The sequence below is a fragment of the Streptomyces sp. TLI_053 genome, from assembly GCF_900105395.1.
Lineage (GTDB): Bacteria > Actinomycetota > Actinomycetes > Streptomycetales > Streptomycetaceae > Kitasatospora.
On sequence record NZ_LT629775.1, the window covers coordinates 4,636,590 to 4,649,606 of the forward strand.

Here is a 13,017-nt window from a genome sequence, read left to right on the forward strand (position 1 = left end):
CATGCCACTCCTGTGTTCTGGATACCGAATCCAGACGACGCTCCTGAACCGACTGGGCACCGACCAGTGGGACGCCCGCGTATCGGCCGGCGAACTCGTCGGTCTGGCCGAAGCGCTCGACTCGGCAGGACGGCTGGGCGCCAGGCGCGAGTTCCTCGCGGGTTCGGCCCAGAACCGGGAAATGGAGAAGGTCCTGCGCGAACGGCCGGAGGCCTTCGGTGTGACGGGCCGGATGGTCTTCGGCGCCGACAACGTCTTCTGGGTTCCGGACGGAACCCGGAGCAGCGGCACCCTCGACCTTCTCGGGCCGGAGTGCATCGACGGGTACCAGCGGATGGCCCTGGTCTCCCGTCTCGCCGCGGAGCTGTCCGTCGAGCACCTGGACCGGGCGGTGCTGGACGTCCGAATCGCCACCGGGTCAGCCCGTGAACTCGCCCGGAGCGAGTACGACCGTGCTCACCTCTACTTCAACCCGACCGAACCGCAGGACCTCCTCGTCCGTCACCCCGTCATGCTCCGGCTCGTCAAGCAGTTCAGTGACGACCAGTGCAATTTCAGGCTCCGCCGCGGCGACCCGCGCGGTCCGCGCCGGGAGGGGTACTCCATCGGCGAGGCGACGACGGCCCTCGCGCTGTTCTCGCACGAAACCGACCCCGACCTCGCCCACCGCACGCTTGAGGACGAGGGACGGCAGGAGATCTGGCGGAACCCGTCCAGCCACGCGTACCGCTCGCTGTTCAACGACCACACCCAAGCGACCGGCGTCCGCATCGCCATCACGTTCCGACGGTCGATCCTCGGTGTCCTGGAACAGATGCTCCAGGCGCGGTCGGCCCATCACTGGCACCTGCTGGAGGACGCCCCCGACCTGATGGTCTGGGCGGTCACCCGCCAGCTGCCGTTCGACCAGCTGCACTGCGACCAGCGCGACTCCGCGGCACCGGCGTGGGAGGAAATCCTCGACACCGAGGTGCCCACGTTGACGCGGCGGACTGCCGAGCGGCTCGTCCGCGCGTACGAGAAGCTGCGGCCGAACGGTGTCTACAGGAGGGCCGAGGTGCGCGAACTCCCCTACTGGCACAAGCTGCTCAAAGCCGCGGGCATGAGCCACCGGCGCGAAAGCTCACCACCGACTCCGGGGAACCCCTGATCTCCGTGGTGGATACGGCCTGGTTGTGGCGGGCACGTTAACCTGGCGCGAGCTCGCGCCCGCCACAATCTCCCGAGCCAAGGTGACAACCAGTCACCTCAAGTGCAAACTCGACGCGCTCAAGGATCCTCACTGGCCACAAGGGACGAAGCGCCCCCAGCAACCATGCAGGGTTCACTCGATCGGGTTATATCTGAGCGACGAGAGTTAGCCGAGCGAACGCCACCCTCATGATCTCCCTGAGACCCATTCCGACTCGGGAGGGAGCGCCATGCCCGATGCCTTCACTGTCATTACTGATCAAATTCTTCTCAGGTGCGGCGGGGTGCCCATATGTGCACACGTGGGCGATGTTCGATTTTGCACGATAAAGAAACATCCAACCTACCAGGAACTGCGCAGCCAGGTTCGCCTGGGGCGCTCAAAATCAACAGCAAGTCTACGACTCTGGGAATCAGTGGTAACCCTGGCCCGAGAAGGAGAGCAACAGCATCGGGAGAAATGGCTGATGATCGCATTGGATCTACTGACCCCATACTTCAAGGGTTGGTCAAAAGAGCTGGCCCGAAATTGGAATTATGAAATTTCCGACATTAGGTCTGCAGTGATAGAAGGCCTCCTTGTAGCATGGTCATCCGCAGATGATGGAATACCACCCAAGAAGCTGCAAGAAATCATGATGAGCAACGCCTTTGCGAGTGCACGAAACCTGGTGAACTCGGGCTCATCGGAAACATGCACGGACAGCTTGGATAGTTTCATTCCAGAGGGCGACCGTGAGAGCACATCCACACTGCGACCATCCTCCATTATTGACGTCGGCACGGTAAGGGATCCGGACGCCGACGAGAGGATTCGCGGCGAGCGGATCGGGTCCCTTTTGCAGCGAATGGGGGCGATGGACCACGCAACTTGCCTCCACCGTAGGCTTCGGGACGGGCACCGCGACGGGACGCCCATCCCACCCATCACCCCGACACAGGTCGGACGATCCTGGGTCGACGGGAAGAATCTTTACTATCGGATTTCCAATCTTCTGCCGCAGCACATTGGCTTCACCAAGGCAGCCAGCGTGCTCGGCCTCTCGGAAGCGCAGGCGTCAAGGAAGGCCCGGGATGGGTCCCTCTCCTTTCGGGTCCTTTGGGCCGGTAACACCAGGGTTGTTTCGGTAAATTCACTCATGCACTCGGCGGGCATTCAGGACTCAATTGTCCATCCGGACGACGTAGAGAATGGCGCTTCTCACATTCGCAGCGGACAGAGGTTCATTAAACCCACCACCGCTTGATTGCGACGCCCGTTGTGATCGCACTCCAACGCCCATAAAGATGGCCCATTCTAGCCCGGCCCTGCCTCGTTGAATATCTCACCCGAACCTGCTCCTAGCAGTCGACCTGGAAACGAGACAGGTAGTCCGAGGGTTCACGCCCGCGGACTGAGGGCAGGCTCTGCCACGGTCCACTCGGGAGGAGAGTGCGTGAACAGGGACCCAGATCTCATCCGTCACGAGGACGGCATTGTCTGGACCGAGAGCATCGGCGACTTCGACTACGTGCGCGAATATCTGGAGGTGGCGGCTGGCACCCGTCGCGGCCCTGTCCGTTGGAACGGGCATGGCCGGCGGGTGGGGTACTCGGTGCTCAAGCCGGACGCGCCGGCAGGCGAAGCGCCTTTTCGGTTCGCCCGTCGCGTCTTCTGGATCAAGGAGCATGACCGCTCAGAGCAGCCAGATGGCGTGTACAAGGACTGCGCCCCATCCGAAGGCGTAGATCCCCGCACCGTCGCCGCCGGAGTGTGGGGTGAACTCACCGAGCGCGCATGGGGAGGACCGCTGCCCGCCGCCAGCACGCGATCGGCCGCCGCCTCCAAGTCCGGACCTCAACAGAACTTGATCAAGGTCGGCGAGTCACTGGCGAGCGGCACTGCGTTCATCGCGGTGGCGCCCACCAGGCGAGGTCTCGTCGACATCTACATCGACTGCGCAAGCGGGAGCCAGCTCGGCGACGGCAGCCATGTGATCTCGGAGCTACTCCCGCCCGACCAGGCACACGAGCTCCTCACCACGATCATCAAAACGACCCCCTGGCTCCAGGAAGCCCTTGCACTCTCAGTAGTGGAAGGGTGGCTCGCGGGAGACCTTCCGAAGTAGGCCCCTCGGCCACCTGTAGGCTGCCCCAGCCGGTCGCCCAGTCTCAGTTTAGGTCTCATTCACCCTCGTCCAGCCGGGTTCAGCCGCCGCCCAGCGGATCGCTCCACCCCAGGTCAGGCCGGGTGTGGACCCCGGCGGACACCGTTCGGGAGAATTGGAAAGCGTGTTTGGGGCAACCCCTCACGAGTTCGAATCTCGTATCCTCCGCCTCTGCCAGCCATGGCAGCACGAAGGCCCCGACCGGGAAACCGGCCGGGGCCTTCGGCGTTTCCGGGGCAGGGCGGGCCGATCCGCGCGGAGGTGATCGGCCCCGTGCGGGCACGCACGGGGCCGTTGCCCGGTCAGGCCGGCAGGTACCACGTCCGGCTGGGACCGGGTTCGCAACCCGCGAGCCGGAGCGGCGGGCCTTCGGCGGTCGAGCCCTGCGGGCCGTCCAGGCAGAGGCCGTCGGCGGGGTGGTTCAGGTATCCGCTGGGGTGGACGACCCACTGCTGGGCCGGGCTGCCGTCACAGGTCGCAAGGGTGACCGCCGAGCCGGCGGCCGGCTGGAGGCAGAGGCCGAGGGCCCGAAGAGTGCCGTCGTTGCCGAGCGTCCAGATCTGTGAGCCGTCGTAGGTGCAGCCCGAGAGCACGGCAGGAGCACCGGCCGAGCCGCCGGTCAGGCACTCCTGGGCTGCCGCGTTGGTGAGTCCGCCGGAGATCGGCACGCCGTTGTACGGCAGCCGCCACTGCTGCGCGGCGGTGCCGTTGCAGGGGTGGAGCTGCATCTGCACTCCCCAGTCCGCGGAGGAGCCGGGGTCGTCCAGGCAGAGACCGGTCCCGATGTTCACCAGCGAGTGCGAGGCCCCGGGCCGCCACTTCGCGGCGGCCTCGGCACAGGAGCCGACCACGATCGGGCTCCCGGACGACGTACCGGTCGGCTGCAGGCACTTGCCCAGCACCTGCAGGGTCCCGTCATTGGCGAAGGTCCAGGTCTGTGCATCGGTGCCGTTGCAGCCCCAGAGAACGACCGGGTTTCCGTCGGTCGTCGCGCTGCGGAAGTCGTCCAGGCAGCGGCCCGGGATGCCCGAGGAGACCGTGCCGGTGGGCAGGCCGGTCACGGGCTCGAAGGAGAAGGAGCTGGTGGCCAGGCCGGTGCCGTTCTCCCAGATCTCGAAGCCGGCGGAGACGCCGCAGAGGTACTGCGCCCGGGGCAGGTGGCCCCGGCTGATCGCGTCGATCGCGAACAGCCGGAGGTCCAGCCGGTCGACCGCACTCGTCGCGGTCGGCAGCTGGTAGTTGATCAGATGGTGGGTCGGCGAGACGGTCGCCGCGCTCACCCGGTAGCCGGTGCCGCCGATGTCGACCGTGCCGACGTCGGTCGGACCGTAGGGCTTGGCCTGGGGCCCCTGGCCGTTGAGCCAGATCATCAGCTCGTCGCTGGTGGTCGGGTCACAGCTGGTCGCGTCATTGCTGAACCACAGGTCGTACGCGGCATCGTAGGTACCCGCGACGCCCTGGGTCGTGTGCCAGGTACTCGTCGCGTCACCGAGCGAGGCGACCGGTATCGGTAGACCCCGGAGGGGCTTGATGTACGCGTAGGCCCCCGGCCCCAGGCCGGGGTTCGAGATGGTGTCGGGGGTCAACTGGCTGGTGGAGAGCGTGAAATTCGCGCCGCCGTCGGTGGTGACGCACTGCCGCACCCGCCTGCGGTCGGCGTTCCACTCACCAGGCCCGACCTCGTAGTCGCCCGCCACGGTGAGCGTGTTCTGCCCGCACACCTCGCCGGCCGCCGCGACCGCCGTCCCTGCGAACGAACCGGATCCGGCGACCGCACACAGCAGTGCGGCGCCCACCAGTGCCACTCGGCGTCGTGCCGAGTCGATGCCTCTCATGAGACCCCCCTTGTCGTAGTGCTGGTGAGCCTAGGGGGCGACGCCCTGGGGCCGCACACGCCGCTCCCGCGGAAACCGGCCGGGGCCTTCGGCGTTCCGCGGTCGCCCCAGGACGCTAGAGGGTGGTCGACGGCCCCTGGTCCGCGGTGATGCCCGTGGCGACGGCGAGGACGGCGAGGCGGATGCGGTTGTCCCGGCCCGTCTTCGCCATCAGGTTCGCCACATGCGTCTTGACCGTGGTGACGCCCATGTGCAGACGGTCGGCGATCTCCTTGTTGGACAGGCCGCTGCCGATCAGGCCGAGCACCTCCCGCTCGCGCGGAGTGATGGCGGGCGCCGCCGGGACGTCGGCGCGAGTACCGGGGGACGCCCCGGCGCGGGCGTCGACGGCGCGGCTGACGAGCCGGTCGAGTGCGTCCCGGCTGAACGGGGCCTCGCCGTCCGCGGCCCGGCGTACGGCGTCGACCAGCTCGGCCGGCGGGGTGTCCTTGACCAGGAAGCCGCAGGCTCCGGCCGCGAGCGCCGGGTAGAGGTGATCGTCGTCGTCGAAGGTGGTGAGCGCGACGACCCGAGTGGCGGGGCAGCCGGCCAGGATGCGGCGGGTGGCGGTGATGCCGTCCATGAGGGGCATTCGCAGGTCCATGAGGACGACGTCCGGACGGAGGCGCTCGGCCAGCCGCACCGCCTCCGCGCCGTTGTCCGCCTCGCCGAGGATGTCGATGTCCGGGGCCTGCTCGAAGAGCATGCGCAGACCCATGCGGACGAGCGGCTGGTCGTCGGCGACCAGGATGTGGATCACGGGGTCTGCTCCCGGACTCGTACGGAGGCGAGCGGGGCGGGCGGGGCGGGCGGGGCGGGGAGTGCAGATGGGACGCGCAGTGCGGGGAGCTCGGCCGTGAGCCGCCAGCCCCGGGGCGTCGGGCCCGCGTCGAGGCGGCCGCCGAACAGATCCACGCGTTCACGCATTCCGATCAGCCCGTGCCCCGACGGGCCCGGGGCCGACACCCCGGGACGACCCGCGCCGTCGTCCTGGAGCGTCAGGTGCACGGCGGCGTCGTCGGCCACTCGTACGGTCAACTCGGCCCGTGCGCCCGGGCCGGCGTGCTTCGCCGCGTTCGCCAGACCCTCCTGGACCAGACGGAGCACGGCGAGGCCGCGTACCGCGTCGAGGCGCGCGAGGACCGGATCCACGGCCGCGGTGACGGCCAGACCGGCGCGGCGGCTGCCCTCCAGCACCGACTCCAGCGCGGCCGGCAGCGCCCCGGGCGTGACCAGTGCGGAGGCCGTCCCGGCTGCCGCGACGCTGTCCGGGTCACGCAGTACGGCCACCAGGCGGCGCAGATCGGCCAGGGCCTCGCTGCCGCTGGAGTGCAGGTCGTCGAGGACCTCGATGACCCGCGCGTCGACGGTGTCGGGCACGACGTGCCGGGCGACACCGACGCGCAGCACCATCGACGAGACGTGGTGGGCCACCAGGTCGTGCAACTCGCGTGCGATGGTCGTGCGTTCCGCGGCGCGGGCGGCCAACAGCCGCTGGCCGGCGCGGGCCTCCTCCTGTTCCGCGTGCGCGCGTGCGGCCCGGGCGGCGTCGCGGGTGACTCGTACGTATCCGCCCATGAGCAACGGCAGACCGGCCACGATGCCCGTCTTGTACAGCACCGAGGGGAGTTCGCCGGGCAGGTCGGCGAGGCGGTTCACGGCGACGGCGAGCGCCAGTACCGCCGCCCCGGCCACCGGGCGGCGGCCGTACTCCCGCACGGACAGCTCGAAGAGGGTGACGGCGGCCAGCACCTTCAACGCGGGGACGATGTCCGAGCCGAGCGTGTGCGCGACAACGAGCAGGCCGGACAGTGCCACCAGCGCGCCGAACGCCCACCGGCCCGCGGCCGCGCACAGCGCGATCCCGGCCGCGGCGAGGCCCCAGTCCCGGCCCCCGGAGGGCCGGTGCACCAGCAGGAGATCACCGACGAGCACGCCGACCAGCACCACCGCCCTCGCGGCGGAGGACCTTTGATCGAACAGACCCTCGATCCTTGATCGGTTCACGCGCTTCACGATAGGCGGGCGCCGGTGCGCCCGGGTCCTGCCGCGGGAGGAGGTCGCCTCCTCCCACCGGCCGCGACGAGCGGCCCGCGGGTGGAGCCGGGCACCCGGCCCGGACTGCGAGCGTGGTCGCCATGAACACGAACTCGAACGGGAATACGAAGAACGGTCCCCTGGGGCGGCGGTCCCTGCTCGGTGGCGCGGCCGCCCTCGGGGTGGCGGGCTCGGCCCTCGGCGCGGGCGCTCGCACGGCGAGCGCCGCCCAGGGCAGGCCCCGCGTCCAGGACGGGCGGTTCCAGGGCAGGTCGGTGCTCATCACGGGCGGCACCTCGGGCATCGGCAGGGCCGCCGCCCACGCCTTCGCGGCGGCCGGTGCCCAGGTCGGATTCTGCGGCAGGCGGGCCGAGTTGGGGCGGCAGGTGGAACGGGAGATCCGGAACGCGGGCGGCGAGGCCACGTACATCCAGGCCGATGTGCGGGTGGCCGACCAGATGCAGGCCTTCGCGGACCGGGTCGCGAGCCGGTACGGCGGCATCGACGTGGCCTTCAACAACGCGGGGATCGGCAGCAACAAGCTTCCGCACGAGCTGAGCGTCGAGGAGTGGGACGACGTCCAGGCCACCAATGCCCGGGGCGTCTTCCTCGCCATCAAGTACGAGATCCCGCACATGCTCCGGGCCGGGCACGGCGTCATCGTCTGCACCTCCTCCTCGGCGGCCGACCTGGCCCGGCCGAACAGCGCCGCGTACACCGCGAGCAAACGGGCGGTGCAGGGCATCGTGAAGGCCGCCGCGCTCGCCTACGGACCCCGGGGCATCAGGCTCAACGCCCTGCTGCCCGGCACCACCGACACCCCCTTCGTCCGCCCGCCCGGCATCCCGGACGAGGCCTGGGCGGCGTACAAGAAGGCGTTCGGCCCGCTCAACATCGACGGCCTGGAGCGGATGGCCGAGGCCGAGGAGATCGCGCGCGCCGTGCTCGGGCTCGCGTCGGACGACTTCCCCTACATGACGGGCGCCTCGGTCGCGGTGGACGGCGGAAGCACCGCCGGCCGGAAGATGATCCAGCCGAGCCGCGGCTGAGGCCGGGGCGGACCACTCGTCCGTCGGTCCGGGTCCCGTGTCCCCACCTCCGGACGGCCGGTCCCGCGCCGGGCGGAGCCGGCCCGGGTCAGCCCACTCCGGGGTGGACCAGGCGGCCGTACTGGATGAGGGAGACGGACTGCTTGAGGCGGCGGGCGCGGACGCTGATCTCGTAGCCGCGGATGCCCTCGGTGCCGGCCAGGCGGCCGCTGAGGTAGCGGTAGAAGGCGGGGGTGTCCTCGCAGATGACGACGGCCATGAGGTTGTGCCTGCCGCTGGTGGCGGCGACGAAGGCGCACTCGTCGTGCCGGGCTAGTTCCTCGCCGATCCGGTGGAGTGCGGGCAGGTCGACCTGGAGCCAGAGCATGGCGTTGAGGTCGTAGCCGAGACGTTCGGCCAGGATGTCGATGCCGAAGGTGAGGAAGCCGGCGGCCTCCAGCGCCTCCAGCCGGCGGGCGACGCGGGTCGCGGACCAGCCGGTGGCCTGCGCCAGGCGGGTGTGGGAGGCGCGACCGTCCTCGGCCAGGGCCTCGAAGAGGGGGCGGTCCTCGCCGGTCGGGACGGGCGGGGGACCGGCGGGTGCGGGGCGCGGCACGGTCAGTTCTCGGACCTGTTCGTCGGTGAGGGCGCGCCTGCCCCCGGCCCAGCCCGCCGTGCCGGGGGGAGTGAACGGGTGCAGGAGGAGATCCACGCTCAGGTCCAGGATCGAGGCGGCCTTGGGGAGTTGTCGCAGCAGGACGTCGCGCCCCGTGTCACGCCCCGTGTCGGGGGCCGAGCGGATGGTGCAGATGATCTCCGATCCGCCGGAGGCGACGCTGGCGTAGCCGACCTCGGGCCTGCGGGCGAGGGAGTCGGCGACGGGCCCCGCGGCGTCCGGGCGGCACCGCAGCCGGGCGATCCACTCCGCGCCTCCGTGGGCGGCCGGGCTGCTCAGCCCCACGACCCGCATCACCCCGGCGCGGCGCAGCGCGCCGTAGCGGCGTGCCACGGTCTGTTCGGACGCGCCGACCACCTCGCCGAGGCGGCGGAACGAGGCACGCGGGGCGCAGTGGAGACCGTGGATGATCCTGCGGTCGAGATCGTCGTACATGGAGGAAGAGTCACACACAGAAGGCGTGGAACGGAGGTTTCTCCGCACCGGGCGGGATCGCACGCGGATTTGTCGGCCGCCTGGACGAAGCTGGTCCGCGCCCCCGCAGCAGCCGGTGCCCGCGCGGCACCCCGCAGTCGAAGGAACCACTCCGTGAACTCCGCAACGGTGCGACGCCCCGGGGCCGGACGAGGCGTCACGCTCGTCATGGCCTGCCTGGGCGTCTTCGTCGCCTACCTTCCCGTGACCACCGTGTCGGTGAGCCTGCCGGCGCTCCAGCGGGCGATGAACGCCTCGACCTCCCAGCTGTCCTGGGTGTCGGACGCCTTCGTGCTGCCGATGGCCGCGCTGATCCTCACCACCGGGGTGTGGGGCGATGTCCACGGCCGCAAGCGGGTGTTCCAGGCGGGCATGGCGTTCTGCGCGCTGGGCGCGGCCGTCTCGCTGGCCTCGGACTCGGTGCAGGCGCTCTGGATCGGGCAGGCGGCCTCCGGCCTGGGTGCTGCGGCGCTGCTGCCCACCACGCTGACCCTGATCAGCCATGCCGTCCCCGACCACCGGGAACGCGGCAGGTTCATCGCCCTGTGGGCGATGTCCATGCTGGCCTCGCTGGCCGTGGGGCCGCTGATCGCCGGGGTGCTGCAGGAGCACGTCGGGGTGCGCTGGATCTTCCTCCTGCCGATCCCGGTGTCCCTGGCCGTGCTGGTCGTCGCGGCCTTCCTGCTGCCCGACTCCCGCGCGCCGCAAGGCCGTCGGCTGGACTGGCCCGGGCAGATCACCGCGGCCGTCGCGGTCACCGCGGTCGTCTACGGCGTGATCGAGGGCGGCGCCGACGGCTTCGGTACGCCCCCGGTGGTGACGGCGCTGGTGCTCGGCGCCGTGAGCGCGGTCGCGTTCGTCGTGGTGGAGCGCCGCAGCAGCAGCCCGATGCTCGACCTGGCGCTGTTCCGCAGCCCCGCCTTCGCCGCCACCTCGCTGGTCGCCATGATCAGCTTCCTGGGGCTGATCGGCTTCTTCTTCGTGCTGAGCCTGTACTTCGGCCTCGTGCAGCACCTGAGCACGCTGGAGGCCGGACTGCGGCTGGTCCTGGTCTCCGGGACGTCCCTCGTCGTCGGCGTCCCCGTCGGACGGCTGATGCACCGGATCTCCGCCCGGGTCATGATCACCACCGGCCTGGTGGTGATGGCCGGCTCGCTGCTGTCGCTGACCGGTGTCGACGCCGGCACCTCCTACGGGTCCCTCGCCTGGCGCCTGGTCCTGCTCGGCCTGGGCGTGGGCACCGTGCTCACGCCGATGACGGCCTCCGCCGTCTCCGCCGTCCCGCACCACCTGGCCGGGATGGCGGCCGCCGGGAACAACGCCTTCCGCCAGGTCGGCGGCGCCCTCGGCCCGGCCGTGCTCGGCGCCCTGCTCACCACCCGCGCCCTGGACGCCCTGCCCGGCCGCCTCGCCGACGCCGCGGTACCGGCGGAGACCGGCGGCCACGTCCTCGCCGTCGCCCGGGAGCAGGGGCTCGGTGCCGTGGCCGGCCTCGATCTTGGTCCCGCGACCGGACCGGCTCTCTCCGCGCTGGGCGACTCCTTCCTCGACGGCCTCCGGCTCTGCCTGGTCGTCTCCGCCGCCCTGGCCCTGCTGGCCGCCCTGGTCTGCGCCGTGCTCCTGCGCCCGGCCGCGGCGGGCGCAGACCGTCGGTCCCCCACCGCGGGCGCCGCCGCCCCACCGCAGCGCACGGCCACCGCTCCCGCTGGTACCGAGGACGCGCCCGCCCAGGAGTTGCAGCGCACCCCATGACGGCCGGGGCGCCCGGCGTTCTGCCGGGCGCCTCGTGTCCGGACCGCCGGGCCGTGCCCACGGTCGCGACCGACGAGCGCACGGCCCGCCAGAACTCACGCCCACGGCAACCCGTCAGACGGCCACGAGCCGCACCCGGTCACCACAGAGCTTGGCCATGTCGTCGATGTCCGACGTCAACAGGACGACCGGTCGCGGCTGCCGCAGTGCCATCTCGGCCACCGCCGCGTCGATCGCGTACTTGTGGCCGTGCAGGCCTGCGGCGATGAGCATCGCGGAAGCCGCCCGAGCCTCCTCGTCGCCCACCTGCACGATCCGCACGCCGGACAGGATCCACCGGAGCCGGGCCTGGTCGGTTCGGCCGTGGACAGCTTCGATGATGGTCAGAGCACTGATCACCACCTCCATGCCCCGCTTCCGCGCCTCCGCGACCAGCGCGACGGCCGGTTCATGGTCGCCGAGCAGCTTGGAAAGACCCTCGGAGTCGAGCACCAGGGTGCCCTCGTGAGTCAGCTTGCGACGGGCCATCCGTCCTCCTCGGCGAACACCTCGTCGAAGACCTGCCGCGCTCGCTCCTGCTCCGTCGGCGAGATCGATCCCTTCCGACGCTCGTAGTCGGCCAGGTACTCGTCCAGAACCTGACCCCGCAGTTCCCGCTCGACGGCCGCGGTGATGAATGCCGAGAACTCGCGCTTGCCCACCCGCCGGCGGATGGCCTCGGCCGTACCTTCGGGCAGGGAGAGGCTGACCCTGGTGGCCGGCCCCTCGCCGATGCTGTAGGGCGTGTCAGTCATGACGCCCAGATTATCAAAGAAGTAGGAATGAAGGCCCCGGCCCGGACCGCCGCAGGCGGCCCGGGCCCGCGGCGGTCCGGCCGGTCAGCGGAAGGCGGCCAGGTTGTCGGTGAGCCACTGGCCGTAGGTGCGGGCCGGGTGGCCGGTCAGGAGCTCGACGGTGTCGTTCACCGGGGCGGGCCGGCCGGCGGTGGCGGCCATCAGGTCCAGCAGGGCGGCCACGAAGTCGGCGTCCATGAACCGGCCGAGCTGCTCCCGCACGACCGGGGCGGGCACCTCCTCGAAGCTCAGCTCGCGGCCCAGGGCCCGGCCGAGCGCCTCGACCTGTTCGGTCTGGGTGAGCGACTGTGGGCCCGTCAGATGGTGGACCAGGCCGAAGTGCTCGGGGCTGCCGAGCACGGCGGCGGCCGCCTCGGCGACGTCGCGCTCGTGCACCAGCGAGGCGGCGGCTGCGGCGTGCGGGCCGCGCAGCACGTCGCCGCCCGGCAACTGCATCGCCCAGGAGAGCGAGTTGATCGCCGGGAAGAACAGCCGCAGGAACGTCCGGTCAACGCCGGTCGCCGTGATCTCCCGCTCCACCCGGGCGTGGTAGGCGGCGATCACGTCGGGCTGCGGGTCCGCGCCGTCGACGACGGCCCCCGAGGACAGGAACACGATCTGCCGCACCCCGGACCGACGCACCTCCTCCAGCAGCGGCTGCACGTCCAGGCCGTAGGGCAGCACCAGGAACAGTTCCGTGACGCCGTCCAGCGCGGCCCCGAGGGTCTCCGGCCGGGTGAGGTCCCCGGGCACCACCTCGACGCCCTCGGGCAGTCCGGCCCGCTCCGGGGTGCGCGACAGCGCCCGCACCTTCCGTCCGGCGCCCGCCAGCACCTCCACCGTCTGCCGCCCGAAGTGCGCGGTCGCACCGATCACAAGAATCACGACGGATCCCTCCCCATCACCGTTCCGGTCACTTCCTTCGGAACAGACAGTAGAGGCCATCTAGGTCAGTTCTGGTCCTAGCTGGCGCCGACTCCACCACGGCCGGGCCACGCTGACGGG

The 13,017-nt window shown here is 70.7% G+C and carries 12 protein-coding genes; 5 read left to right on the plus strand and 7 right to left on the minus strand.

Annotated elements, in window-relative coordinates:
• The first annotated feature begins 1 nt into the window (after nucleotide 1).
• From BLU95_RS18550 to BLU95_RS43320, 3 genes are all read left to right on the plus strand, one after another.
• Nucleotides 2-1,150 carry a hypothetical protein gene (locus BLU95_RS18550; RefSeq protein WP_093861012.1) on the plus strand — a complete coding sequence of 383 codons (1,149 nt, stop codon included), beginning with the start codon at nucleotides 2-4 and terminating at the stop codon, nucleotides 1,148-1,150.
• Between the two features lie 271 nt (nucleotides 1,151-1,421).
• Nucleotides 1,422-2,438, plus strand: a complete 1,017-nt coding sequence (locus BLU95_RS42340) for a hypothetical protein (RefSeq protein ID WP_159424934.1) — start codon at nucleotides 1,422-1,424, stop codon at nucleotides 2,436-2,438.
• Nucleotides 2,439-2,627: 189 nt separating this feature from the next.
• A complete protein-coding gene (locus tag BLU95_RS43320; protein WP_197698771.1) occupies nucleotides 2,628-3,299 on the plus strand; it encodes a DUF6009 family protein in 672 nt (223 codons plus the stop codon).
• A 341-nt stretch (nucleotides 3,300-3,640) separates the two neighbouring features.
• Here BLU95_RS43320 and BLU95_RS18560 read toward each other — a convergent pair whose 3' ends face one another.
• From BLU95_RS18560 to BLU95_RS18570, 3 genes are all read right to left on the minus strand, one after another.
• Nucleotides 3,641-5,173, minus strand: a complete 1,533-nt coding sequence (locus BLU95_RS18560) for a ricin-type beta-trefoil lectin domain protein (RefSeq protein WP_093861013.1) — start codon at nucleotides 5,171-5,173, stop codon at nucleotides 3,641-3,643.
• A 115-nt stretch (nucleotides 5,174-5,288) separates the two neighbouring features.
• A complete protein-coding gene (locus BLU95_RS18565; protein WP_093861014.1) occupies nucleotides 5,289-5,972 on the minus strand; it encodes a response regulator transcription factor in 684 nt (227 codons plus the stop codon).
• Nucleotides 5,969-7,219 carry a sensor histidine kinase gene (locus tag BLU95_RS18570; RefSeq protein WP_231978630.1) on the minus strand — a complete coding sequence of 417 codons (1,251 nt, stop codon included), beginning with the start codon at nucleotides 7,217-7,219 and terminating at the stop codon, nucleotides 5,969-5,971. Before BLU95_RS18570 ends, BLU95_RS18565 begins: the two co-directional genes overlap by 4 nt.
• A gap of 131 nt (nucleotides 7,220-7,350) precedes the next feature.
• On the opposite strand from BLU95_RS18570, the gene BLU95_RS18575 reads away from it, so the two are divergent.
• A complete protein-coding gene (locus BLU95_RS18575; protein ID WP_093864964.1) occupies nucleotides 7,351-8,298 on the plus strand; it encodes an SDR family NAD(P)-dependent oxidoreductase in 948 nt (315 codons plus the stop codon).
• Between the two features lie 88 nt (nucleotides 8,299-8,386).
• Here the strand turns inward: BLU95_RS18575 and BLU95_RS18580 are convergent, their stop codons facing one another.
• Nucleotides 8,387-9,388 (minus strand): Lrp/AsnC family transcriptional regulator, encoded by a 1,002-nt coding sequence (locus tag BLU95_RS18580; protein ID WP_093861016.1) that lies wholly within the window; start codon nucleotides 9,386-9,388, stop codon nucleotides 8,387-8,389.
• 207 nt (nucleotides 9,389-9,595) lie between these two features.
• On the opposite strand from BLU95_RS18580, the gene BLU95_RS18585 reads away from it, so the two are divergent.
• The gene (locus tag BLU95_RS18585; protein WP_093861017.1) at nucleotides 9,596-11,179 is read left to right on the plus strand and encodes an MFS transporter; all 1,584 of its coding nucleotides are present in this window, start codon (nucleotides 9,596-9,598) and stop codon (nucleotides 11,177-11,179) included.
• Between the two features lie 114 nt (nucleotides 11,180-11,293).
• On the opposite strand, the gene BLU95_RS18590 is transcribed toward BLU95_RS18585, so the two are convergent.
• The 3 genes from BLU95_RS18590 to BLU95_RS18600 all read right to left on the minus strand — a co-directional run bounded on the left by BLU95_RS18590 (nucleotide 11,294) and on the right by BLU95_RS18600 (nucleotide 12,897).
• Nucleotides 11,294-11,707 (minus strand): PIN domain-containing protein, encoded by a 414-nt coding sequence (locus BLU95_RS18590; RefSeq protein ID WP_093861018.1) that lies wholly within the window; start codon nucleotides 11,705-11,707, stop codon nucleotides 11,294-11,296.
• Nucleotides 11,689-11,973, minus strand: coding sequence for a hypothetical protein (locus tag BLU95_RS18595; protein ID WP_093861019.1), 285 nt, complete (start codon nucleotides 11,971-11,973; stop codon nucleotides 11,689-11,691). The genes BLU95_RS18590 and BLU95_RS18595 overlap by 19 nt, the downstream gene beginning before the upstream one ends.
• An 84-nt stretch (nucleotides 11,974-12,057) precedes the next feature.
• Nucleotides 12,058-12,897 (minus strand): NmrA family NAD(P)-binding protein, encoded by an 840-nt coding sequence (locus tag BLU95_RS18600; protein WP_093861020.1) that lies wholly within the window; start codon nucleotides 12,895-12,897, stop codon nucleotides 12,058-12,060.
• Nucleotides 12,898-13,017: the final 120 nt, after the last annotated feature.